The sequence below is a fragment of the Cytobacillus sp. OWB-43 genome (assembly GCF_034651445.1).
GTDB classification, from domain to species: domain Bacteria; phylum Bacillota; class Bacilli; order Bacillales; family Cytobacillaceae; genus Cytobacillus; species Cytobacillus kochii.
In genome coordinates this window covers 493,319-517,094 of sequence record NZ_JAYEFF010000002.1, presented here as the reverse complement: position 1 = coordinate 517,094, position 23,776 = coordinate 493,319, and the positions used below count along the sequence as shown (strand labels likewise).

The window sequence follows — 23,776 nt, the reverse complement described above, 5'->3', positions numbered from 1 at the left end:
GATGATAAAGATTGATTTAAACTGTGATTTAGGTGAGAGTTTTGGAAACTATTCAATTGGTAATGATGAAGAAATATTAAATTATGTGACCAGTGCAAATATTGCTTGTGGCTTTCATGCAGGTGATGCAACAACGATGCGTAAGACAGTGAAACTGGCATTAGAGAAAAAAGTGGGGATTGGTGCTCATCCAGGAACACAAGACTTAGTTGGCTTTGGTAGAAGAGAAATGAATATCTCCCCTCAAGAAGCGTATGATATTGTTGTCTACCAAATTGGCGCATTGTCCGCTTTTGTTCATTCTGAGGGAGGAAAGTTGCAACATGTTAAACCACACGGAGCCCTTTTCAATATGGCAGCAAAAGACGCTCAGTTGTCTGAAGCTATTGCAGAAGCGGTGTACAAAGTCGATCCAGAATTAATTTTGTTTGGCTTAGCTGGTAGCGAGCTAGTAAAAGCGGGTGCGAAGATAGGTTTAAAAACGGCAAGTGAAGTATTCTCTGACCGTACGTATCAAGATGACGGTTCCTTGACTTCAAGGAGAGAATCAAATGCATTAATTACCGAGCAAGAGGTAGCGGTCGCACAGGTCGTTCGTATGGTAAAGGAAGGGAAAGTAGCGTCTGTAAGTGGAAAGGATGTTGACATCTTAGCAGATACTGTTTGTATTCATGGTGACGGCAAACATGCATTGGCATTTGCTAAACTCATTCATGCGACTCTACAAAAAGAAAATATACAAGTGAGACGAATAGGAGAAGCTTAATGAAAACACAATCAACTAGAAGTATTATTTTAGGTGCAGCCTTCCTAATGGCTACTTCAGCAATAGGGCCGGGCTTTTTAACACAAACAACTGTTTTTACAGAAAAACTAGCAGCAAGCTTTGGGTTTGTTATTTTAGTATCAATTATCATAGATATCGGAGCACAATTAAATATTTGGCGAATTTTAGCCGTCTCAGAAAAGAAAGCCCAAGATATCGCTAATCAGGTTTTACCTGGATTAGGTTATTTCTTGGCCTTACTCATAGTGATGGGGGGACTGGCTTTTAATATCGGTAATATTGCTGGAGCTGGACTTGGAACGAATGTATTATTTGGTGTTTCTCCAGAATTAGGCGCTTTATTAAGTGGATTAGTTGCTATTGGTATTTTTGTTGTCAGAGAAGCAGGAAAGCTAATGGACCGTTTCACACAAGTGCTAGGGTTTGTCATGATTGGATTGATGGTTTATGTCATGTTTACTGCCTCTCCTCCAGTTGGTGAAGCTGTGACACGTACATTTGTACCTGAAACGATTGATATTTTAGCTATTGTTACACTAGTAGGAGGAACAGTCGGTGGTTACATTACCTTTGCCGGTGGGCATCGTTTATTAGATGCTGGTATTAAAGGGAAAGAAGCTTTACCACAAGTAACAAGAAGTGCAGTGAGTGCCATTGGAATTGCTTCATTAATGAGAATTTTCCTTTTCTTAGCTGCTTTAGGGATTGTTTCTCAAGGGTTAACTTTAAACCCTGATAATCCAGCAGCATCCGTGTTTCAGCATGCTGCCGGTAATGTTGGCTATAAAATATTTGGTGTGATTATGTGGGCAGCAGCGGTTACATCTGTCGTTGGTGCGGCCTATACATCCGTTTCATTTATTCGGACATTCACCCATTTCATTGATAAAAATGCGAAATGGTTTACAGTAGGTTTTATCGCAATATCTACCCTTGTATTTGTTATTATTGGACAACCAGTGAAAATTCTCGTATTAGTTGGTTCATTAAATGGACTAATTTTGCCTATCGCTCTAGGTGTGATGTTAATTGCTGCACATAAGGCGAAGATTGTTGGCGATTATAAACATCCTTTATGGTTAACCTTGTTTGGACTACTAATTGTCATTGTTATGGCATTAATGGGCGGTTACTCTTTAATTAATGGGATTCCACAATTGTTTGAATAATAGCTTGAAAGGTGTGAATAAGTTTGAATTTAACAACAGTAAGTCCTGAAGAAGCACGTAAGCAGATTAGGGACGGTCATTGGAAGCAGCCTACTGCTGGCATTGCTAATGGCTTTATCCAAGCGAATTTAGCTGTATTACCAAAAGAACTTGCCTTTGACTTTTTATTATTTTGTCAAAGAAACCAAAAGCCTTGTCCGATTATAGATGTAACAGAGGTCGGATCAGTTATACCAAAGTTAGCCGCACCAAACGGCAATATTATGACAGATATTCCTAAGTACCGTATATATAAGCATGGAGAACTTGTGGATGAGGTGCAGGATGCAACCGGTTATTGGCGTACAGATATGGTTGGCTTCCTAATTGGATGTAGCTTTACTTTTGAAGAAGCGCTTTTAAATAATCATATTCCAATCAGACATATTGAAGAAAACTGCAATGTGCCTATGTATGAAACTAATATTGAATGTGTAAAATCTGGTATGTTTGAAGGCCCGATGGTGGTAAGTATGAGACCAATGAAAGAAGCGGATGCGATAAGGGCTATTCAAGTAACGAGTCGCTTTCCTTCAGTCCACGGTGCCCCGGTACATTTAGGAAATCCTGAAAAAATAGGGATTAAAGATATTAACAAGCCTGAGTTCGGAGATGCGGTTACCATTAAAGATGGAGAAGTTCCTGTATTTTGGGCATGTGGCGTAACCCCACAAGCAGTGGCGATGCGGGCAAAACCAGAGATTATGATTACGCATGCACCTGGTCATATGTTTATTACAGATGTGTTAAATGAACAATATGCAATCATGTAAGAAAGGGCTTCTATGGAGTTACCAAACTATTTGCAGTCTCATTTTCCAGGATTAAAACTAATGCCAAGTATTTATCAGCAATGGAATATCGGTATTCCTTTCACGTTCGCTGAAGAAATCTACCAATTTAACGAACAAGGTCAGTTAAATATGGATAGATTTGAGCTTGTTTATGAACAGGCAACAACTCTTTTTAATGAGTTATTTGCTAGCGAGGATGAAGTGATGCTAGTGACTAATATGTATAAAATGGTTGAAAAAGAAAAGAGAACGAGAAAATTAAAGGTTTACCAATCTCATTTGAAGCAACGTAAAAAGTTGTATCAACTTCAGGTGGAAACCATGCCTTACCCTTTTGAAGCGGAGGATGCAGACGCATACCAATTACAACAATTCTCTTTATTATGTCAGTGCCGAGACATACAAATAGAATCACTTATAAAAGCAGCTGCTCATGAAGACTTTCCTTTAAAACCACGTTTTGGTGGTTATCATGTCAATTATCCAGATGTTTTCTTTATTAATTTAACGAGAGATGTCATCTTTTTCATATACGATGATCGTGGTTGTGAAGTAATTGCCCGCAATGTTCAGATACTGAGGCAGCTATATGAAAAGTATGGTAACTGGATTGATGAAGTCGATCGAGCAGATGTGGTTCAAAGATTGGGTATGGAGAAAGATGTATTATAACAACGGTTATGAAGTCCTGCTTAATTATACTCGAGTGGTGTGCATGCTGAATTGTGCACACCACTCGGGTAATTTTCTTGTTTCTCATGTATTAGTATGGTCAAAGCTCTGTTATTTTTTTAAAGAGAGTAAGTAGTGACTATCACACCTTCTTTATTATCACCAGAAATTTGATAGTAATCGTCATCCGGTAAGGTAATAGTTTTGCTATCATGGACCGGGTAATATCGAACATGATAAGTTACATCACCTAATGTAAAGTCAATTGTCTTTTCTGTTTCTAGCAGTTTTAAATATTCCTCTAATACAAGATTTTTCTTATGCATTACTGCACTATGTGGTAAACCAACATAGCGAATATGCCATGGTTCATATGAAATGCCAGTAATATCACTTTTGTTTTCAGGGTATCGTAAAATAAAGCCATACATCCAAGCTTTCTCTTCTAACCATTGGGCTTCCTTTGCTCTATACATAGTTGTTGCTTGAGAACCGACATCAAGGGCAAGTCCAAAATTATGTTCACTATAACCAGCAGGTAGAGCGTAATCCGCCCCTTTTTCCTGATACAGCGTTTGTTGTGCGTCCCAGCTTCTATAGCCACTTGTTAGTAAAAATTGAAAATCTCCTTCTTTGTTAGCTTCATGGATCATATCATTAAATCGATTTAATAAATCTATCGACAATTGTATATCATCATCGATAAGACCAAACTCTTTCTCTAATTCATCATAGTCAAATACGTTGACTACATCGTCTAGTATTGTATTTTTCTTCAATGGATGTTCTTCATTAACAAGTAATAGCTGACCATCGTTTATCATATCTTCTTCTACAGATAAATTTCGATTAGAAGGTATGGGCTTGAAATCATTGTTTTCGTTCTCCTCATTGGCGTATTCAATATCATCCTTTAATAAATTGGCTTTATTCGAAGTAAGATATTGATTGATGGCTATTAATAAAAATAAAATGATGGCTAAAAAAAATCCCCACTTCTTCATACGTTTATTCCTCCTTCAATTCATAAAATTAAAGATAAAGAATAAAGCTTAAAAAAAAGTAGGGGTAAATATAAAGTTTTTCTTAAATCATCCCTTTAATTATCCAAAGTAGATGGATGAATGGGAAGTCTAATCTCAAAGCTTGTTTGTATGACTGTACTATTGACAGTAATACGACCGCCATGCTGTTCAACAATATTCTTGGCAATAAATAACCCCAGCCCTGTTCCACCTTCTTGATGGGCACGAGAAGGGTCGGATGTGTAAAAGGAATCGAAAATATAAGGTTGGTCCTTTTCTCTGATATCATCACCGTAGTTAATAATCTGCACAATCGCTCCTTCATCGTCTAATGAAGTGTGAATATCGATAAATTGTCCATCTGCCCCATAGCGTATTGCGTTATTTAGGAGATTTTCAAATACACGTGCTAATTGTCTCCCATCTGCTTCAATCATTAAGGAGGGCTGTAAATGTAATCTTGCCTCTAAATGATTCTTCTTAAGGGCAGGATACATTTCCTCACAGAGTTGTAATAATAACTCACTTAAATTAATTTCACTTTTGATAATAGAGAGCTTACCATAATTTAATTTCGTTATATCAAAAAGATGATCAATTAATTCTTCTAACCGCCCAGCTTTTTTATAGACAATGTTTGTATAATGCTTTTTTTGTTCCTCGGTTAAGCTAGTGTCTTTTTTGATAATATCTAAATAGCCGATGACTGATGTGAGTGGTGTTCGTAAGTCATGGGCGAGATTGACAATTAACTGATCACGGCTTGACTCAGCAAAATCTCCACGCTCAATCGCCTCTTTTAGCTTGAGACTAGCTGTATTTAAATCTATCGCTATCTGGCTAAATTCATCATTAGTAGAAATTTTTGTTTCATATTGAAAATCACTGTTAGCTAATTGCTTTAAACCATGTGAAATATGACTGAAATACGATGAAATTCGTCTTGTAAGTAATTTGAAAATGACGAGTGTAAATAGAATATATAGAATCGCAAAAATAATAAATAGACCCTTATTTCCTAATGCCCATCTGATTCGAGCTAAAGGATCATCGATTAACACAAACTGATGATAATAATATTGCATATATGCAAAAAGTGAATATGTGATTACGCCAGCTAATATCATGCTAACGAAGACGAGTAGTAATAGTTTCGTTTGAAAATTAATTTTATAATTAACCATGAAAGGCATAACCTACTCCCCAGACGGTTTTAATAAACTCGTTCTTGTCTTCCCCAAGTTTCTTTCTTAATGTGCGAATATGAACCATCACTGTATTTTGGTTGTCATAATAAGCATCTCCCCACACAGTTTGAAAAATATGCTCTGCACTAAAAACCTTATTCGGATGGTTAGCGAGTAAGAGGAGAATATCAAATTCCTTCGGGGTGAGAGAGAGGACCGTATCATATTTTGTTACTTTATGTTGATCAGGATCAATCGTAAGTCCTCGAAACTCTAAAATATTCTCTTTTGAAGCTGATTGATTATACAGCATTGTCCGTCGTAATTGTGATTTGACGCGTGCCACTAATTCCATAGGATTAAACGGTTTGGTCATATAATCATCAGCTCCAATGACAAGCCCGGTGATACGGTCAAAATCAGATGTTTTAGCGCTCAAAAAGATAATCGGAAAAAGATAGTTTTGTTTGCGAATCATTCTAGTGACTTCATGTCCGTCTAAACGGGGCATCATAATATCTAAGACAGCCAAATCAATTGGCTGTGATTGTACAATTTTTAATGCTTCTTCTCCATCATTTACTTTGAAAATATGAAAGCCTTCTTTTTCCAAATGGAGCCCAACAAGGTCAGCAATTTCCGCCTCATCATCGGCAATCAAAATATTTACGTGCTTCACGTTGTACACCTCTAATTTTCAGTAAGAATCTCTTATAGTATAGCCGTTAACCATGTATTCATCCAGCAAGAGAATGATCGTTACCTTCCTTGAATTCTGTTATAATATGCAATAACTTTCGATCAGGAGGACTTTTTATGTATAAGGAGATTTTAAGCAAAATTGAACAGCCAGAAGCTTTTCAACCATCTGAAAAAATGTTTTGGCAAGATGAGTATATTGCAAAACAGCTTTTAAAAGCACATCTTAATCCAAACCATGAAGGAGCGAGTAGAGAACCGAAATTTATAGATGCTTCGGTAAGATTTATTTCACAGCTTATGAACAGTGGAGACAGAGTAGTTGATCTCGGTTGTGGTCCAGGTCTTTATTGTGAACAGCTGGCAATGAGAGGCTATGCGGTTACCGGGATCGATTTCTCCGAGAACTCTATTGATTACGCCAAATCCCAGGCTAGTGAAAGGCATTTACCGATACAGTACCGCTTTGAGGATTATCTGAACATGGATGACGTAAATACGTTTGATTTTGCGACGCTTATCTATTGTGATTATGGTGCATTATCACCAAATAATCGCAAGCAGCTGTTAAAGAATATTTATCGCTGCTTAACTGAATCTGGACGCCTATTTTTAGATGTATTTACCGTTAATAAGTATCATTCTTTTGTAGAGGGAAAACAATGGTCAATGAATAATCATGGGGGGTTTTGGTCTGCCCATCCTCATTTGGAAATCTCTCATAACAAAAAATATGATGATGAAATTTCTCTTGAACAAACTTTGGTACTGACTGAAGAATCGGCTGATGTGTATCACATTTGGTATCAATACTTTACTAAGGAGCGGTTGATAAGAGAGCTCCGGGATGCTGGATTTAAAGTGATTAATGAGTATAGTAATGTGGCTGGAGAACCTTACACTGATAGAAGCGAGACAATGGCTATCCTTGTTCAGAAATAATCTTTAAAAATATTCTATTTCTTTTCTTGCGAGAGGAGTACAATAGAAGTAATTTTAATACTTGTATTGGTTGAGGGGGCGAATTAGATGTTTGGCATCACAAGTTTTACGGTGTTTTTAGCCGCCGCGATTATTATGAATATTACCCCTGGGACAGATACGATGTATATCGTCTCACGGAGTGTCTCACAAGGTAAGAAGGCAGGGTTATACTCTGTTCTTGGTATATCTACAGGAGCAATGGTGCATACATTTTTAGCTGCTATCGGATTATCTCTTATTCTTACAACGTCAGTCATTTTATTTACTATTGTAAAGATGATTGGTGCGGCGTATTTAATTTATCTTGGCGTACGTATGGTCATTCAAAGATCCTCTCAATTTGAAGTTAAAAAGACGAAACCTTTAACTGCAAGGAAAGTGTTTGCTCAAGGTTTACTAACCAATCTAACCAATCCAAAAGTGGCGCTTTTCTATATTTCATTTCTACCCCAATTTATATCTGTAGACAATGGATATGGCCCACTTCCTTTTATCATCCTTGGTATGACCTATGTTGTAACAGGAACCATTTGGTGTTCGATAGTCGCGCTTTTTGCCTCTACAACAACGAAGAAACTTAGAAATAATCCTAAAGCAGAATTTATTATTAATAAGGTAACTGGCATGATCTTTGTCGGCTTAGGTATTAAGCTTCTCCAAACAAAGGCATCCTCATAAAGAAAGGAGCAGAACAAACTCTGCTCCGTTTTTTCATCCATTACAATATTACCCATTTACAAAGAAGTTTAAATAAATTATAGTTATTAAAGAGTGTTTATATCTATAATTAAAAAGGGGTTAATACTTATGAATGAAAAAGTAAAAAGAAAGATTAGTAATCTAGAAAATATTGACCGTTTTTCAGCTGAGGAATTATTTCAATACCTCCCCCTCAATCATAGTGACGTCGTATTAGATATAGGAGCTGGTGCAGGATACGTAGCACTACCTATAGCAGAAAGGGTAGATTTGGTTTATGCACTTGATTTGGATGAGGAAATTTTAAACTATTTGCAGCTAACAGCAGAGAAGAGAGGGATCACAAATATTCAGCCCGTAATAGCTAATTTTAAAGACATACCATTAGCAGATGAACAAGTAGATATTGCGATCGCTTCAATCTCGCTACATGAAGTAAAACCATTATCCGCTGTACTAGAAGAAATCAAGCGTACCTTAAAAGCTCGAGGTACATTCTTATGCATTGATATTGAAAAAACCGCAGATGCCAGAGGACCGAGAGTATCATCTGGGGATATGATGAAGGCAATGGAAAATGCCGGTTTTAGCGATATGAAAATGACCGTTTCTCCGCGGAAATTAGGAAGTGAGCCAGTTTATATCATTAGGGCAGTAAAGAAGTAATGAATGCTTTAATTTAAAGCAACAGTAAATTATAAAGAGTCGTAATAAAATAAAAATGATTGCAACGTGAAAATAGATATATTCGTATCCAACAAAGCTTTTTGAACGAATCCTGCACCCCTATAACTAAGAGGCACTTTCTTATCTTAATTTGATAAGTCCCCACACTAATTTCTCGTTCCACGTGAAACAAACGGTCCATCTTATGAGGGTTTTTGTTAGCTGAAATGGTAAAATAGAGACAGGGGAGAAAGTTTCTGTAATAGTGAAGGTGGTTTGCTCAATTGCTCATTTTATATATACTTCTTATTTTAGTTGCATCTATATTACAGGCGAGTACGGGATATGGCTTTTCTATTCTAGCGACGCCATTTTTACTGCTGTTTTTTGAGCCGATGGAGGCCATTCAAATCAACTTAATCTTATCTTTGTTTATTTCGATTGTCATGATAGGGAAAGTCAAGGTCGATGTTGATCAAAAAGTGTTAAAACGACTCATCATCGGCAGTATTTTTGGTTTACCTATAGGGATGGTCATTTTTCTTTGGTTACCGCTTAACTGGCTAAAACTAGGGATAGGTATTCTAATCTTGGTTTTGACTGTGTTGATGATTGCTCAATTAAAGATGAAGCAAACGAGAAATAGAGATTATGGCGCTGGTGGGCTATCTGGAACATTAACGACAAGTATTGGTATGCCTGGTCCGCCGTTATTATTGTATTTCTCGGGCACCAAAACGAATATGGAAATTCTCAGAGGAACGACAATTGCTTTTTATTTATATATCTATGTAATCAGTCTGGCTATCCAAATGGTTGTCGCCGGTACTACACAAACAGTTTGGCTCGCTAGTTTGGTTGGAGCTCCTGTGGTACTAATTGGTATATTTTTAGGACAATTACTATTTAAAGTCATGAGCCAAAAGTTTTTCTCAATTATTTCCTACTTCATCCTTTTATTTACTGGATTATACTTATGTATTAACCAATTAATTCTCTAATTCTGCATGGGAATGAGGAAGGAAAAAAGGCTGGTGAGGGGTTTGATTTCGCGCGTCTCACTCAGCCTGTCTTTCAAGTATGGATTAATGAATAGCAAATTCTTTGTTTAATAGGGACTCAAATGCTTTAATATTTTCATTAAAGTCCGGCAGTTGGTTTGTTTCTTCTGCTTGTTTGATCATGCTTGTGACAAGGTCATTTACTGGAGTAGATACTTGTAGGGCGTTCCCTTTTGTTGAAATGTAACCATTAATATAATCGACTTCTGTTTGTAATCCTTTTTCTAAATCTTGTAGCATACTAGCTTTGAGCAGTGCTTGAGGACCAAATGCTTGTTTAGCAACTTGGATGACCATAGGTAGATTGCTCTTGTCTTCGTTAATAGAGAAGATTCCAACATTTACACCAGCTAGTTCGCTAAATTGAATGTTATTCGCGTAACCAACTTTTAACGTTTCATCAGCTAGCATCACTGCACTTGTGACAGCTGCCTCGTTATTCAAAATATCTCCATATGTACAACCTAGTGCTGCCGACATACCACTCATCGCTACATTAACAAGAAGTTTGGACCATTTTGTACCGATTAGATTATTTGAAACGATTGTGCCACCGACATCTTCAAGAACGGTTTTTACTAGGTTCACGCGGTCAGTAATCTGTCCGTCTAACTCACCAATTTGAAAAGCGTGAGCAGAGAATGCCTCTTTGTCTGATGTTAATTGTGATACACCTGGTTTTACCCAAGTAGCACCAAACTCTACAGAACCACCAATAATGATGGATGAACCAAGTGATTCTACTAAACTTTCTTCTGGAACACCATTTTGTAAAGAGAGTAATATACTTGCTTCGTTCATATGCGCTTGAAGTTGTAGGAGCACTGATTTATTGTATACTTGCTTTGTTAAAAGTAAGACAAGGTCATAAATGCCAGTCATTTCATGTGGCGTGATGGCTTTCACAGAAGCCTGCAAGTTTACAGTCCCCACAACTGTTGCGCCGTTACTGTTTAAGGCATTAATATGGTCAGTATTTACATCGATGCATTCCACATGATGTGCCCCTTTTGATAAGTGTGCCCCAATAATCGTCCCTAAAGATCCTGTTCCCATGATAGCAATTCTCATTATGCATCCTCCTAAAATATTTAGTTGTAAAGCACTAACATAAAAGTTAATCATACCGAAATAAATAATAGAAATAAAAGAAAAAAAACCCAAATAATAGGCTTAAAGTCCTTGTTTTTGGATTAAATTAGGAGGAAAAATAATTGGGTACGCAAAAGAATGAATTATTAAGAGTTCATAAAGTGAATATGTGGGGATTGATGACATTAGCTGTTTTATTAGTCTTACCTATTGTTATTGACCGGGGTTTGAGCGATACAATTGTCATTATGTGTGCTGGGATTTCTGTCATTGTCATGGCTATTGTTCTGTATTTTTTGCGTATCAATGATTACGTAAAGGGCTTTTTATATGCTGCTATACCAAACCTCATTGTGATGATGCTCTTTTTTGTGGACGGATATGCATTGAATAAGCATTATATTTTATTCTTAACGATTGCAATGGTGGTGCTATATTTTAAGAAAGAAATGATTGTTGCTTTTTCTGTATTCTATAATGTTAGTTTTATTGCTACCTACTTTATAATTGGCCATCAGTTATTAGGAGAAAGTAATAGTGTCCGGAGTATTTTTACTATTATTCTTGTCGCCAACGGGATTTTGTACTTATTTTATTTATTAGCTAGTTGGGGTAGGGAATTAATTGACCAAGCAGAGCAAAAAGAAACGGAGTCAAAGGACCTCCTCATACAGTTGCAAGACACCTTTGGTTCAATAGATAAAGGTACAGTGACTCTAGAAAATCATATTGGACTTTTTAAGCAAAATATTGAAACGATACATGAGTCAAGTCAACAAGTATTAGAAGCTGCTCAACAGATGGCTACAAGTATTCAAGAAGAAGCGAACAGCTTAAATATTGTCAATGATTCTATGAGTCAGTCTTTACAAAATACAAAAGAATCTGTTGCCATTTCAGAAGGTGTCGTAGAAAAGTCGGAGAATATGAATGAGAAAGTACAAGATGGTTTAAATAAGATAGTCGATGTTACATCGCATATGAATACTGTAAATACAACGATTAGTGTGACAGCATCGACGGTATCAGATGTTCATTCAAGTATGGAACAAGTGAATAAATTATTAGCAGGCATTAAACAAATTGCCGATCAAACTAATTTACTCGCATTAAATGCAGCAATTGAATCAGCAAGAGCCGGAGAGCATGGGCGAGGGTTTGCGGTCGTTGCAGATGAAGTAAGGAAGTTAGCTGAGCAAAGTGCTGAAATCACGGTGGCGATCTCTGAAGTGACGAATACTCTTTTCACTCAGTCTCTTGAAGCACGTAAAAGCTCTCTTGAAGGGGAAGGTGCTGTAAAGCAGGGACAAGCACTTCTAACAGAGATATCTGCCTTTTTCAACGAGATACAAACATCATTACAAGAAAACAACTTAGAGTTAGTGAGAGGTGTCAATGAAGTTTCCGCTGCCACAGAAAAATTTGAACAAATTCAAGAGCAGATTGAAAATATGGCAAATATATCAGAGGAGAACGCCGCAGCTACAGAGGAAATCGTTGCTATCATAGAAGATGAACATGAGATGGTGTCAAACGTAAATCATTCGGTAGCGGATATTAATCGTTTGAGCATACAGTTAAAAGAGTTAGCTTCAAGCCAACAAGCTTAACATTGGTAATTATGCTCTAATCAAAAGGTTGTGCGAAAAAAGGACCAATTTTCCATAGAGTTTATATTGACAGACGCTATTAAACTATTGTAGCCTAATAGATATCAAATTGAATAAACCTCACTTTTTCTGGTGGGGTAGAGGCGCGGTATTTAACAGTCTTTAGTAGAGTGATAAGGCATGATGAGACTAAAGAGAAGGAAATATCGCCGAAATGTGCTATACCCGTTTGTATAGCATGTTGGGTCTGCAGTGAATAATTGCAGGACTGTCTTAATAAATTTACCCGATTTATTAAGGTGCACTATCTCTAAAATGGGAAAAGTAGAGGATTTAGGCGGAAGAATAACAAGGACCTGAGTTCATCTCAGGTCTTTTTTTGTTATTCTTTTTCTTAATTCGGAATAGTTTAATTAGTAGAAAAATATATTAGGGGGAATAGAGATGAAAAAGAGATTTGCTTTACTAGCTATGGCTATAGTACTGAGTATGTTTCTAGCTGCTTGTGGTTCAAATGATGAGGCTGAAGGAAGCACAGGTTCAGGTGGAAAAGATAAAGACGTTTTTCGCGTAGGACTAGAGGCGGGTTATGCGCCATTTAACTGGACGCAAATGGATGATAGCAATGGCGCAGTAGCAATTGAAGGTAATTCAGAGTTTGCAGGCGGTTACGATGTTGAGATTGCGAAGAAGATAGCAGAAGGTTTAGGAAAAGAGTTAGTAATTGTGAAAACAAAATGGGATGGATTAGTACCATCATTAAGTTCAGATAAAATTGACGCTATTATTGCTGGTATGTCACCAACAGCAGAACGAAAAGAAACGATTGATTTTTCCGATAACTATTACGAATCTGATTTAGTCATGGTAGTGAAAAAAGGTGGCGATTACGAAAATGCCACATCCATTCAAGACTTCAGTGGGGCAAAGGTTACTGCCCAATTAAATACATTTCATTATTCAGTAATTGATCAAATTGACGGCGTACAACAGCAAACAGCGATGGAGAGCTTCCCTGCTATGCGTGTTGCATTAGAGTCTGGAATTATTGACGGCTATGTTTCTGAACGTCCGGAAGGTGTAAGTGCTTCAGCTGCTAATGATAACTTTGCGATGGTTGAATTTACTGAAGGATTTGAGACAAGTGAAGAAGATACTGCCATTGCAGTAGGGGTGAAAAAAGGTAGCGAATTAACAGATAAAATCAATGAAATCCTTGCAGATATTTCTGAAGAAGAGCAAAAAGAATTAATGGATGCTGCTATTGAGAATCAGCCAGCGGCAGAATAACTAAATGAGCCGGCTGCATGAGATGTAGCCGGTTTTATATCGAGAAGAAGGTTAGGAGAGACATGAGAAATAAACAACTAGGGTAGCGCATCCTCTCCGTCGTATTAAACCTTTGAAGCGCAAATCCTTAGCAGATTGATTGGTAATGGCCAATCATGATGAGAGAAAAGGAGATCATTGTTATGAGTATAGAATGGATTATTCGCATCGTTGTCGAATATTGGCCAATGTTTTTACGAGGCGCCGGTGTGACATTAGTCATTGCCTTAATTGGTACCGTTTTCGGTGCCCTAATTGGTTTGTTGTCAGGCATTCTTCGAACAATACCAATACCTGAGAATGGTCCTAAACGGTTGTTATTAAAAATAGTGAATTTCTTGTTATCTGCTTATATTGAATTCTTTAGAGGCACACCAATGATTGTACAGGCAATGGTTATTTTTTACGGGGCAGCAATGGCCTTTGGCTATCAAATGGATCCGCTCATTGCTGGTATCGTTATTGTTTCCATTAACACGGGTGCTTATATGGCTGAGATTGTTCGTGGAGGGATTATTTCTGTCGACCCAGGTCAATATGAGGCAGCCCAAGCCATTGGGATGAACCATTTGCAAACAATGATGAATGTTGTTTTACCTCAGGTCATTCGAAACATTCTTCCAGCTACAGGTAATCAATTTATCATTAATATAAAAGATACTGCCGTGTTAAGCGTGATTTCTATATCTGAATTATTTTTCCAAACGAATTCAATTGCAGGGAATAATTTCCGCTACTTTGAGTCATTCTTTGTTGTTTGTATTATTTATTTCGTTATGACTTATACCGTTACATTAATTCTACGCTATATTGAAAGAAGAATGGATGGACCGGAAAATTACGTCGTTGCAGGTGAAATGGATACGGCAGAAGATATCAAAAGGAAAACAACAGGAGCATAGGTGGCGGAAAGGAGAGTTGGAAAAGTGAATACAGTTGTTGATATTCAAGGGTTAAGTAAGTCTTTTGGTAGTCATGAAGTATTAAAAGATATTAACTTCTCAGTGAATAAAGGAGAAGTAGTTACAATCATCGGCTCATCAGGGTCTGGGAAATCGACCCTATTAAGATGTGTCAATCTATTAGAAAAACCAAGTGGTGGACAAATTATCTATAACGGTGAAAATATCCTCGACGATAAACATAATGTCCATCAATATCGTAAAAATCTCGGCATGGTTTTTCAATCTTTTAATCTATTTAATAACCATAATGTATTGGGAAATTGTGTTGTTGGGCAAATAAAAGTATTAAAGCGTTCAAAAGAGGAAGCAGAAAAAATCGCGAAGAAATATTTGCGTGTGGTCGGGATGGAGGCTTATGTAGAAGCTAAACCAAGACAGCTTTCCGGAGGTCAAAAACAGCGTGTGGCGATTGCAAGAGCACTTTCAATGGAGCCAGATGTGATGTTGTTTGATGAACCAACCTCAGCACTCGATCCTGAAATGGTTGGCGAAGTGTTAAAGGTGATGAAGGAACTGGCTGGCACAGGCCTGACCATGCTTATTGTCACCCATGAAATGGAATTCGCCCGTGAAGTGTCGGATCGCGTTGTCTTCATGGATAAAGGCGTCATTGCTGAAGAAGGGACACCAGAGCAACTATTCAATAACCCCAAAATGGAAAGAACCAAAGCTTTCCTACAACGTACACGTAACTAAAAGAAGCTTGCCCGATTTAATAATTAAATTGGGCAAGCTTCTTTTAGTTTTAGCCTCTCGTACGGAACGTTGTTAAAAGCTTTGGAATTGGATCAGAAGTTTGTCGGTCCTTTGGTAGAAGTTGAGCCGCGACAAAGATGAATGAACTACATTCGTAAGATCAACTTATGCTGTCGTATTTCCGCTCCAGAATTAAGCTTATTCATGTCTAGCTCGGAAGGACTGCTCTTTTTTCTTAGTTAATGATAAATTTTCTCGTCTATATTCACAGGTAAGACCTTTTTATAAATGGCTTCAATATCTTCTTTCACTGCTTTTCTTGGATTATAATGTACGGTTCCATGATCGTTCATTGCATCTTCTGCTAGTTGGGCGATATCTTCATCTGTAAAGTGGTGGTCGAGATGCGCAAAATTTTGTGGAATATCAATAGAATACATTAATTCTTCTACTAATGGAATAAGAGTTTTGCCTGCTTGTTGCATACTAACGGAATGTAAGGATGGATCAATCATGCGTGCAATTGTTGCATATTTTTCTGTTGATGCTGGAAGATTGTAGGCAATCACTTTTGGTAGTATAACAGCATTCGAAAGTCCATGGGGGACACCGTAGCGTGCAGACATTGGATGTGATAAGGAATGAACAATCCCTAATCCACCGAGGCTAAATGACATGCCAGCCAATGTACTAGCAAGATGGACTTGCCCCCTTGCTTCTAAATTGTCTGCATGAGCATAGGTTTGTGGTAAATAGGTCCAGAGCATGCGAATCGCTTGAAGAGCAAGAGCATCTGTAAAAGGATTAGCTGGTAATGATACATAAGATTCAATGGCATGGACAAGTGCATCAGCCCCTGTAGCAGCAACATGCTTTCGTGGCAATCCAAGTGTGAGTGCCGGGTCCACAAACACAACTTTTGGTACAAGATAAGGAGATCCTAGAACAAGTTTTCTACCACCATCGCTATCTGTAATGACACTTGCAATCGTTACTTCAGACCCAGTACCAACTGTTGTTGGAATCGCAAAAAGTAATGGTAGTTTATCTTCTATTGGCTTACCGCCAAGAGAATATTCCAGTACATGTCCGGGGTGTGTGACTGCAACAGCCAGCGCTTTGGCAAAGTCCATAGAGCTACCGCCTCCAAGGGCAATAATCAAGTCTGCGCCTTCTAATTGAAAGCTCTTCATGCCTTCCATAACCGAATGAGCAGACGGGTTGGGCTCGATTTCTGCATAAACAGCATATTCAATGGATGCATCTTCTAATACTTGGGTAATTTTTTCTACGACACCTGATGAAATCAGTCCTTTATCTGTACAAACGAAGACCTTCTTCTTTCCTGTCGCTTTAATTTTGTCTGAAAGCTCTTGTTGAACGACCTCATAACCAAATTTTAAATCCGTTTGTAGATTTAAGTGAAATGATGCGTTCAATAAACTCATTCGCTGATCCTCTCCCTCTAATATTTTTTTACTTATAAATAGTTAAGCGCTTACAAGGTGATTTCCTTCTTTCTCTAACTAAATTTTAGAAAGAGTGTTAGAATACAAGTAAAAAATGAGGAAGTGAGCTTGTTATGCAAAAATCGATTGTACAAATAAATTCCCCTGTAGGTGTGCTAGCAATCGAAGGAACAGAAAAAGCCATCACAGCTGTTCAATTTCTTGATAGAACGGAAATCGCAGAACCATTGAGAAATGACTCGCCAGATGTAATAAAGGAATGTGTACAGCAATTAGAGGAATATTTTCAAGGGAAGAGAGAAGCATTTGAAATTACTTATGAGCTCAATGGGACAACCTTTCAAACGAATGTATGGCAAGCGTTAACAACAATTCCTTTCGGCGAGACTGCCTCATATAAAGACATTGCCGTCATTGTCGGAAATGAAAAAGCTGTCCGTGCAGTCGGGAGCGCTAATGGTAAAAATAAAATGAGTATCATTGTACCTTGCCACCGTATTATTGGCACAAACGGAAAGTTAACTGGTTATGCAGGTGGGATGGAAAGAAAAGGCTGGTTGCTTGAGCATGAAAGAAAGTTCAGAAAATAGTATAATAGTTCTGGTAAGCAGAATGTTAGAAGAGGTGACTGGAAATGGAGAGAAAGATCGATGAAATCATCAAGGATCGCCGTTCGATTAAAAAGTTCAAACAAGATCCTGTAAGCATAGATGAAATTGTAGAATTACTAGAGGTGGCAAAATGGGCACCAAATCATAAAATGACGGAACCATGGCGTTTATTACTATTCGCTGAAAAAGGGAAAGAGAAGTTTATTGATGCATTTTGCCAAACGCAAAAATTAAAGGATGGGACCATACCTGAAAAAGCACAAAATAAATCCGCTTATTTTCGCTCTATACCTTTGCACTTAGTTGTTGTGATGCCTGAGGACCCTCGTCAAAAGACATGGGATGAGGATTATGGTGCAGTGAGTGCGATGATTCAAAATTTCCAATTAGCTGCATGGGAAAGAGGCATTGGCATGATTTGGCGAACCAATGATTGGATCTATAATCCTGTCTTCCGAGAAGCGATTGGTGTAAAACCAGGGGAGAAAGTAGTAGCTACTTTAATGATTGGTTATGCCGATCATATTCCTGAAGCAAAGCCGCGAACAAGTATGAAAGAAAAGCTGCAAATTATTAAAGAGTAAAATAAGGTGATAATAAAGGCTAGGGGCAGGTGCGAAAAGCGGTTCCTAGCCTTTTTTTAGCTGCTAGAATATATAAACCTTTTTTAAAGTCAATCAAATATGTTTGTAGGAGGAGTAGTTAGGTATACTATTGGTATATAAAATAACGTTTAATTGCTGTTCCATTGTGAGGGGGACTAGAGTTGATTATTGCTATTATTTTTCTCTTATTTGTTTCATTCTTTTTTTCAGGGAGTGAAACGGCATTAACTGCAACAAATAAGATGAGGCTGCGAACGAAAGCGAAAAACCATGATAAAAAGGCTGAAAAGCTACTTAATATCGTCTCAAAGCCAAGTGAGTTTATTACTTCTATTCTCATTGGTAATAACATTGCTAATATCTTGCTACCGACACTTGTAACAACCCTTGCTATTCAATATGGCTTTAATGTTGCGCTCGCTTCGGCCATATTAACAGTGGTTATTATTATATTTTCGGAAGTAATTCCGAAATCCATTGCAGCAGCTTTCCCTGATCGTATATCGTATCTTGTATATCCTGTGATTCGGTCTGTTATTTTTATTCTAAAACCAGTGACAGTCATTTTAAATGGATTAACGGGTTTTATTACCCGCATATTATCAAAGGGGCAGAAGCAAGAATCATCAATTTCTAAGGAAGAGTTACGGGCAATAGTGGAAATCGCTGACACGGAAGGGATCTTTAAAAAAGAAGAGTCTCATCGTATTAAAGGTGTACTTAATTTTCATAATTTAAATGTAAAAGACGTGCTAAAAACCCCAAGAATAGATCTTGTTGCGTTTCCTATTACAACTACATTTGAAGAAGTAAGGGATACTGTGATTCAACATCCGTATACAAGGTATCCTGTCTATCGGGAGGATATTGATCGTATTGTCGCAGTTTTTCATTCAAAGTACTTATTATCTTGGGCTGCGAAACCACATAAAACACTAGAGGATTATTGTGATACAGATCCTTTGGTTATTTATGAATTTGCTTCTCTTGAGCGTGTTTTTCGCCAAATGACGATGGAGAAAAAACATCTAGCAATTGTCTTGGACGAATATGGTGGAACAGAAGGAATTGTTACTCATGAAGACATTATTGAAGCCATGATCGGGTTAGAAATTGAAGATGAAATGGATCTGGATACTGAAAGGCATATTCATAAGCTGACTGACACAGAAATCATCTGTAATGGAAAAATTACATTATATCAACTCAATTCTGTATTTAAGACAGATATACCAGAGGAAGATGATGTACTTGCAGGTTACATACAAAAGCAAATAGACCATTTTCCGGCGGTAGGTGAAGTCATTGTACAAAACAATCTTACTTTTGAAATATTAGAAGTAAAAGGGAGAGCACTGACTAAAATAAAAATTACTAAAAAATGATGCTGTGCTTTTAAAGGGGTTTGAAAAAGTGAATAAGCATTCAGAATTGAAATCTATTAAAGAAGTGAGAGCATTTATTCAAGAAAATAACTTTGCCCTCCTTTATATTTGGAGTGATCAATGTAGTGTATGTCATGCATTGTATCCCAAATTATTTGAGAGTGTAAAGGATTACCAAAAGATAAAACTAGGAAAAGTTAACTATCAGGTTGTAAGCGAAATTGCCGGTGAGTTTTTGGTATTTTCTGTACCGACAATCATCCTCTTTAAAGAAGGGAAAGAGTACTTAAGAGAAGGAAGATTTATGAGAGTACAGGAGTTTAACAAACAATTAAAGCATTTAAACTTTATGATGTGAAAAAATGCATTAAAAAGGGCACCGTTCTTAAAATGAACGGTGCCCTTCATTAATTATAATGCATCTTTAATCACTTTCTTATAATGTAAAATTGCTAATAATCCAAAGATGGAATAAAGCACAGTATAGATAACCATGACAATAATAGTTGGTGTCATCATTTCTGTTCCGAACAAGAACCAGCCCGATTTAACAGCGAAGTAACTATGAGACAGACTGAGAACAAGTGGGATACCGAAAGTGAAAAACTGTTTCACGCAAATTCCTCTTAAGAGATCGTTCTGAGTATAGCCAAGCTTACGTAAAATCGTATAGCCATTCTTTTCTTCTTCCCCCTCATCCATTTGCTTAAAATAAATGATACAGCCTGAAGTGATTAAGAATGTAAGCCCTAAGAAGCCGGTAATAAATAATGTCAAACCGATAAATTCTTTCACACCTTGAAATTCTAATTGCAGGGACCAGGTATTTCGTTCGATGTCCAGCGTTTCGTATAGATCATTTGCTTTTACTACATCGTCCTGATTTTCCAGGTTGATTTTATAAAAAACGTTGCCTTGGTCTTTAAAAATGGTTTGTAAATCTGGATTCAATGCTTTTTGCAATTGCTTATATACTGTGTCATCGACGACAGCAGTAGGAGAGCCGCCAAATGTGAAATAAAATGGAATGACAGGTTCATCATTTAAACCAATAAGATCTAATTTATATTCATTTGCTGTTGTATGCATCACAATAGAGCTGTTTTCGTTTACATCCATGATAGAATCAAACATGGCAGGCCAACCAGTAAAGAATACTTCATTTGGCTTAACGTCTAAACCGTCTACATCTTTATCACTAACTACGGTCGATTCCATCTTCTGTACATCCATACCTGCTGATTCAGGATCCACAGATAGTTGAATCATGTCTGCCATATTAAAGGTAGTAACTACGATTTCCGTTGTTTCTTCTGTAAAAGCTATATTATGATCAGTGAATGCCTCTGTTAGCATGTTTGCTTCTTTTTCACTATTCGTAGAAAAATCTGCTAGTACACGTTCAAATGCGCTTTTTTCTGCTGAATAGAACTGAATATAGGATAAAGAGAGTAAACCGATAGCTAATGCCGATACGGTTGTTATTACCGTTAATAATAAGGCATTGGATTTCATGCGAAACATAATTGATGACAAAGAGAGGACATCTGTTATGTTAAGATAGCCGCCTTTACCATTGCGAATGACATTACCAATGAAAGTAATCGACCCACGGAAGAAAAGGTAAGTACCGATAATGACACTCCCAAGGATGAAAATCATGGCGAGAAATAATTCATTTATTGATGTAAAATTACCACTGAAAAGTTTGGATGATACATAATAACCTGTTGTAATAAAGCAAAGTCCTAATATTCCAATTACAATTTCTACAACCGTGACCCGTTTTACAGTTCCTTCTGTAGTTGCTTTTACTTTGAACAGTGATAGTATGCTCTGACGGTGAATAAAGAAAAGGTTATTTGCCATAATGAGTAAATAAATCACAGCAAAAACAATTAGCGTCTGTACTAACGCCTGGGATGAAAACTGTAATTCCGCTAATTCATCGATCGATATTAATTTAAACAGAATCATTAGCACAAACCTCGAGCTGAGAAAACCAAGAAAAATACCAATCATTAAAGAACTGAAATATAATAAGAAATTTTCAGCTGTAAGTAGACGGAAGATTTGCCCTTTCGTCATACCGATAAGTTGGAAGAGCCCGATTTCTTGCCCACGTCTTTTTATAAAAAGATTGTTAGCAAATAAGAGAAATACAGCAACAATTACGATGAGAAGGACAGATGCTGCCCGTATAGCTGCTGCACCTTTTATAGTACCGCTCGCCTCATCTAATGCAGGGTCATATTGTAATGTAACAAAGGCAAAATAAAGACTAGAGCTAAAAGCAAGTGCAAAAACATAAAGGTAATAATTCTTCAAATTCTTCTTTAAATTACGCCAAATGAGCAAATTAATGTTCATTTTGTACACCGCCCAGAATGGCTTGTGTCTTCATAATATCTTTAAAGAAATCTTGCCTCTTCTCATCACCTTTGTTCAATTGCGTGTAAATATGGCCATCTTTAATAAAAATCACACGACTACAGTAACTAGCCGCAACGGGGTCATGCGTGACCATAACAATCGTTGACTTCCTTGTTTCATTCAGTCGCGTTAATTTATTGAGTAAATCCGAAGCGGACTTCGAATCAAGAGCACCAGTCGGTTCGTCAGCAAAAATGATACTAGGATCATGTATAAAAGCACGAGCTGCTGATGTTCTTTGCTTTTGACCACCTGAAATTTCACTTGGGTACTTGTTAGCTAAATCTTCAATCCCTAATTCAGAGGCGATGTCAGAAAAGCGCTTATTGGCTTCAGTCCGTGATACTTTTTTGATTGATAATGGCAGTAAGATGTTTTCTTTTACTGTCAATGTATCAAGTAAATTATAATCTTGAAAAATGAAGCCGAGATAATGTTTACGGAATTCCGCAAGTTGTCTTTCTTTCATTTTCGTCATTTCTTTGCCTTCAATACTAATTGAACCAGCGCTTAAGTGATCGATCGTCGAAAGGATATTGAGCAAGGTTGTCTTCCCAGACCCCGATGCGCCCATAATACTGACAAATTCACCTTGCTTTATATGCAGGTCCAAGCCTTTTAAAACTTCTTGTTTATTCCCTCTACTACCGTAGGTTTTATGAATTTTATGTGCTTCTAATATATTCATGTGAATGCTCCTTTTTCTAAGCTTACCTACATTGTAAAGGGATAGAGAGACTTTCTCCTTCGATTCAGCGAACAAAATATCATTGCGTGTGACATTATTGTCACTTCGTTGTCATTCTTATATCAACGAAATCATTCATTTTAGGGAATACAAGTGTTACTGTCGTCCCTTCATTTATGATTGAGCTAACTTGAATGTTTATTTTTAATGTATCAGCTGCTTTTTTGGCTAAATAAAGACCCATTCCTGTAGCTGCATGTCCTGCATGGTCAGCGGTTGAAGTGAAACCCTTGTCATATATACGCGGTAAATCTTTTTGTGAAATACCTTTCCCTCTATCTGAAATGGTGAGAACGTTAATGTCACCAAGTGCCTCCGATTCAATGGTAATTTCGGATGAGTGACTATATTTTACTGCATTAGATAAAATCTGCCTAATCACAAACCCAAGCCATTTACCATCACTTGTCACTTCTTTTACTGCGAGATCGAGTTCAAAACCAATTCCTTTTTGCATGCACCAAGATTGCAAGTCTCGTATTTCCCTAAATAATATTTCCTCAAGTGAGACCTTATCAATATAAAGATCATTTTCTAAAGTTGGCATACGTTTATGGTGAAGCTGTTGATCAAGCAGTAAATGAATGCGAAGCCACTCGTTAGCTAAAGCAGATTTCGAGCTTGGATGCTCTAGGCGATCAATGATGAGTTTCATTGCTGTTAAAGGGGTCTTTACCTCATGAATCCACCGCAATAATTCATCTTTCTCTTGTTCAATCTCCAATTTGATCTGTTGATTTTCCATCTCTAATTGCTGCGTTTGTTTCTGAAGACTAGATTCAATGATTTTTTCAAAAGGTGAGCGGGCCTCTTCTAAATAGTGGAGATCAAGTCCAGGCGCCCAATTTTCTAATCGGCGGTAGTAGGAGACCTCTTTTATAAAACGCAAGAATAGAAAGATAATGAAAATAACCAGCAGGATCGCAACCATATAGAGGGTCGAATACATTGATAATCCAGGATCAATATAAGCAAATACAATGATAAGCATGAGAGAGAAGAGGAAGAGGAGTATCCAACTTATTCGTTCTTTTAAAAAAGTAATCACCAT

At 37.3% G+C, this 23,776-nt stretch carries 24 protein-coding genes and 1 riboswitch; of the genes, 16 read left to right on the top strand and 8 right to left on the bottom strand.

What is annotated here, in order from left to right:
* Window position 1: 1 nt before the first annotated feature.
* The 4 genes from U9M49_RS12325 to U9M49_RS12310 are packed head-to-tail and all read left to right on the top strand — an operon-like array spanning window position 2 to window position 3,461.
* Window positions 2–766: a LamB/YcsF family protein gene (locus U9M49_RS12325; protein WP_095371424.1), complete on the top strand. Its 765-nt coding sequence runs from the start codon at window positions 2–4 to the stop codon at window positions 764–766.
* Window positions 766–1,956: an NRAMP family divalent metal transporter gene (locus U9M49_RS12320; RefSeq protein WP_095371425.1), complete on the top strand. Its 1,191-nt coding sequence runs from the start codon at window positions 766–768 to the stop codon at window positions 1,954–1,956. Before U9M49_RS12325 ends, U9M49_RS12320 begins: the two co-directional genes overlap by 1 nt.
* Window positions 1,957–1,979: 23 nt before the next feature.
* Window positions 1,980–2,768 carry a putative hydro-lyase gene (locus tag U9M49_RS12315; protein WP_095371426.1) on the top strand — a complete coding sequence of 263 codons (789 nt, stop codon included), beginning with the start codon at window positions 1,980–1,982 and terminating at the stop codon, window positions 2,766–2,768.
* A 12-nt stretch (window positions 2,769–2,780) separates the two neighbouring features.
* Window positions 2,781–3,461 (top strand): DUF3885 domain-containing protein, encoded by a 681-nt coding sequence (locus U9M49_RS12310; RefSeq protein ID WP_095371427.1) that lies wholly within the window; start codon window positions 2,781–2,783, stop codon window positions 3,459–3,461.
* Between the two features lie 119 nt (window positions 3,462–3,580).
* Here the strand turns inward: U9M49_RS12310 and U9M49_RS12305 are convergent, their stop codons facing one another.
* From U9M49_RS12305 to U9M49_RS12295, 3 genes are all read right to left on the bottom strand, one after another.
* The gene (locus U9M49_RS12305; protein ID WP_095371428.1) at window positions 3,581–4,465 is read right to left on the bottom strand and encodes a M15 family metallopeptidase; all 885 of its coding nucleotides are present in this window, start codon (window positions 4,463–4,465) and stop codon (window positions 3,581–3,583) included.
* A 95-nt stretch (window positions 4,466–4,560) separates the two neighbouring features.
* Entirely contained in the window at window positions 4,561–5,670 is a 1,110-nt protein-coding gene (locus U9M49_RS12300) for a HAMP domain-containing sensor histidine kinase (protein ID WP_322909879.1), read from the bottom strand.
* Entirely contained in the window at window positions 5,663–6,352 is a 690-nt protein-coding gene (locus tag U9M49_RS12295) for a response regulator transcription factor (RefSeq protein WP_095371429.1), read from the bottom strand. The genes U9M49_RS12300 and U9M49_RS12295 overlap by 8 nt, the downstream gene beginning before the upstream one ends.
* Before the next feature lie 137 nt (window positions 6,353–6,489).
* On the opposite strand from U9M49_RS12295, the gene U9M49_RS12290 reads away from it, so the two are divergent.
* The 4 genes from U9M49_RS12290 (at window position 6,490) to U9M49_RS12275 (ending at window position 9,722) form a co-directional block, all read left to right on the top strand.
* Window positions 6,490–7,314, top strand: coding sequence for a class I SAM-dependent methyltransferase (locus U9M49_RS12290; protein WP_095371430.1), 825 nt, complete (start codon window positions 6,490–6,492; stop codon window positions 7,312–7,314).
* An 87-nt stretch (window positions 7,315–7,401) separates the two neighbouring features.
* Window positions 7,402–8,034, top strand: coding sequence for a LysE family translocator (locus U9M49_RS12285; RefSeq protein WP_095371431.1), 633 nt, complete (start codon window positions 7,402–7,404; stop codon window positions 8,032–8,034).
* A 129-nt stretch (window positions 8,035–8,163) separates the two neighbouring features.
* The gene (locus U9M49_RS12280) at window positions 8,164–8,721 is read left to right on the top strand and encodes a class I SAM-dependent methyltransferase (protein WP_095371432.1); all 558 of its coding nucleotides are present in this window, start codon (window positions 8,164–8,166) and stop codon (window positions 8,719–8,721) included.
* A 284-nt stretch (window positions 8,722–9,005) separates the two neighbouring features.
* Entirely contained in the window at window positions 9,006–9,722 is a 717-nt protein-coding gene (locus U9M49_RS12275; RefSeq protein WP_233435337.1) for a sulfite exporter TauE/SafE family protein, read from the top strand.
* Between the two features lie 84 nt (window positions 9,723–9,806).
* Here the strand turns inward: U9M49_RS12275 and U9M49_RS12270 are convergent, their stop codons facing one another.
* A complete protein-coding gene (locus U9M49_RS12270) occupies window positions 9,807–10,853 on the bottom strand; it encodes a ketopantoate reductase family protein (protein WP_095371433.1) in 1,047 nt (348 codons plus the stop codon).
* A 143-nt stretch (window positions 10,854–10,996) separates the two neighbouring features.
* On the opposite strand from U9M49_RS12270, the gene U9M49_RS12265 reads away from it, so the two are divergent.
* The 4 genes from U9M49_RS12265 (at window position 10,997) to U9M49_RS12250 (ending at window position 15,474) form a co-directional block, all read left to right on the top strand.
* Window positions 10,997–12,484 (top strand): methyl-accepting chemotaxis protein, encoded by a 1,488-nt coding sequence (locus U9M49_RS12265; RefSeq protein ID WP_233435338.1) that lies wholly within the window; start codon window positions 10,997–10,999, stop codon window positions 12,482–12,484.
* Between the two features lie 130 nt (window positions 12,485–12,614).
* Window positions 12,615–12,799: riboswitch (Lysine riboswitch) on the top strand.
* A 129-nt stretch (window positions 12,800–12,928) separates the two neighbouring features.
* A complete protein-coding gene (locus U9M49_RS12260) occupies window positions 12,929–13,774 on the top strand; it encodes a transporter substrate-binding domain-containing protein (protein ID WP_095371434.1) in 846 nt (281 codons plus the stop codon).
* Window positions 13,775–13,956: 182 nt separating this feature from the next.
* Window positions 13,957–14,715, top strand: coding sequence for an amino acid ABC transporter permease (locus tag U9M49_RS12255; RefSeq protein WP_095371435.1), 759 nt, complete (start codon window positions 13,957–13,959; stop codon window positions 14,713–14,715).
* Between the two features lie 24 nt (window positions 14,716–14,739).
* Window positions 14,740–15,474 (top strand): amino acid ABC transporter ATP-binding protein, encoded by a 735-nt coding sequence (locus U9M49_RS12250; RefSeq protein WP_095373573.1) that lies wholly within the window; start codon window positions 14,740–14,742, stop codon window positions 15,472–15,474.
* A 239-nt stretch (window positions 15,475–15,713) separates the two neighbouring features.
* On the opposite strand, the gene U9M49_RS12245 is transcribed toward U9M49_RS12250, so the two are convergent.
* On the bottom strand, window positions 15,714–16,922 hold the full coding sequence (locus tag U9M49_RS12245; protein WP_322909878.1) for an iron-containing alcohol dehydrogenase family protein: 1,209 nt from the start codon (window positions 16,920–16,922) through the stop codon (window positions 15,714–15,716).
* 134 nt (window positions 16,923–17,056) lie between these two features.
* On the opposite strand from U9M49_RS12245, the gene U9M49_RS12240 reads away from it, so the two are divergent.
* The 4 genes from U9M49_RS12240 (at window position 17,057) to U9M49_RS12225 (ending at window position 19,902) form a co-directional block, all read left to right on the top strand.
* On the top strand, window positions 17,057–17,533 hold the full coding sequence (locus U9M49_RS12240) for a methylated-DNA--[protein]-cysteine S-methyltransferase (protein WP_095371437.1): 477 nt from the start codon (window positions 17,057–17,059) through the stop codon (window positions 17,531–17,533).
* A 44-nt stretch (window positions 17,534–17,577) separates the two neighbouring features.
* The gene (locus U9M49_RS12235) at window positions 17,578–18,138 is read left to right on the top strand and encodes a nitroreductase (RefSeq protein WP_281202835.1); all 561 of its coding nucleotides are present in this window, start codon (window positions 17,578–17,580) and stop codon (window positions 18,136–18,138) included.
* A gap of 182 nt (window positions 18,139–18,320) precedes the next feature.
* Entirely contained in the window at window positions 18,321–19,544 is a 1,224-nt protein-coding gene (locus U9M49_RS12230) for a hemolysin family protein (RefSeq protein ID WP_322909877.1), read from the top strand.
* Between the two features lie 28 nt (window positions 19,545–19,572).
* The gene (locus U9M49_RS12225; RefSeq protein ID WP_322909876.1) at window positions 19,573–19,902 is read left to right on the top strand and encodes a thioredoxin family protein; all 330 of its coding nucleotides are present in this window, start codon (window positions 19,573–19,575) and stop codon (window positions 19,900–19,902) included.
* A 53-nt stretch (window positions 19,903–19,955) separates the two neighbouring features.
* On the opposite strand, the gene U9M49_RS12220 is transcribed toward U9M49_RS12225, so the two are convergent.
* From U9M49_RS12220 to U9M49_RS12210, 3 genes are all read right to left on the bottom strand, one after another.
* Window positions 19,956–21,914, bottom strand: a complete 1,959-nt coding sequence (locus U9M49_RS12220) for an ABC transporter permease (RefSeq protein WP_322909875.1) — start codon at window positions 21,912–21,914, stop codon at window positions 19,956–19,958.
* Window positions 21,904–22,665 carry an ABC transporter ATP-binding protein gene (locus tag U9M49_RS12215; protein ID WP_095371442.1) on the bottom strand — a complete coding sequence of 254 codons (762 nt, stop codon included), beginning with the start codon at window positions 22,663–22,665 and terminating at the stop codon, window positions 21,904–21,906. The genes U9M49_RS12220 and U9M49_RS12215 overlap by 11 nt, the downstream gene beginning before the upstream one ends.
* A gap of 100 nt (window positions 22,666–22,765) precedes the next feature.
* Entirely contained in the window at window positions 22,766–23,776 is a 1,011-nt protein-coding gene (locus tag U9M49_RS12210; protein WP_095371443.1) for a sensor histidine kinase, read from the bottom strand.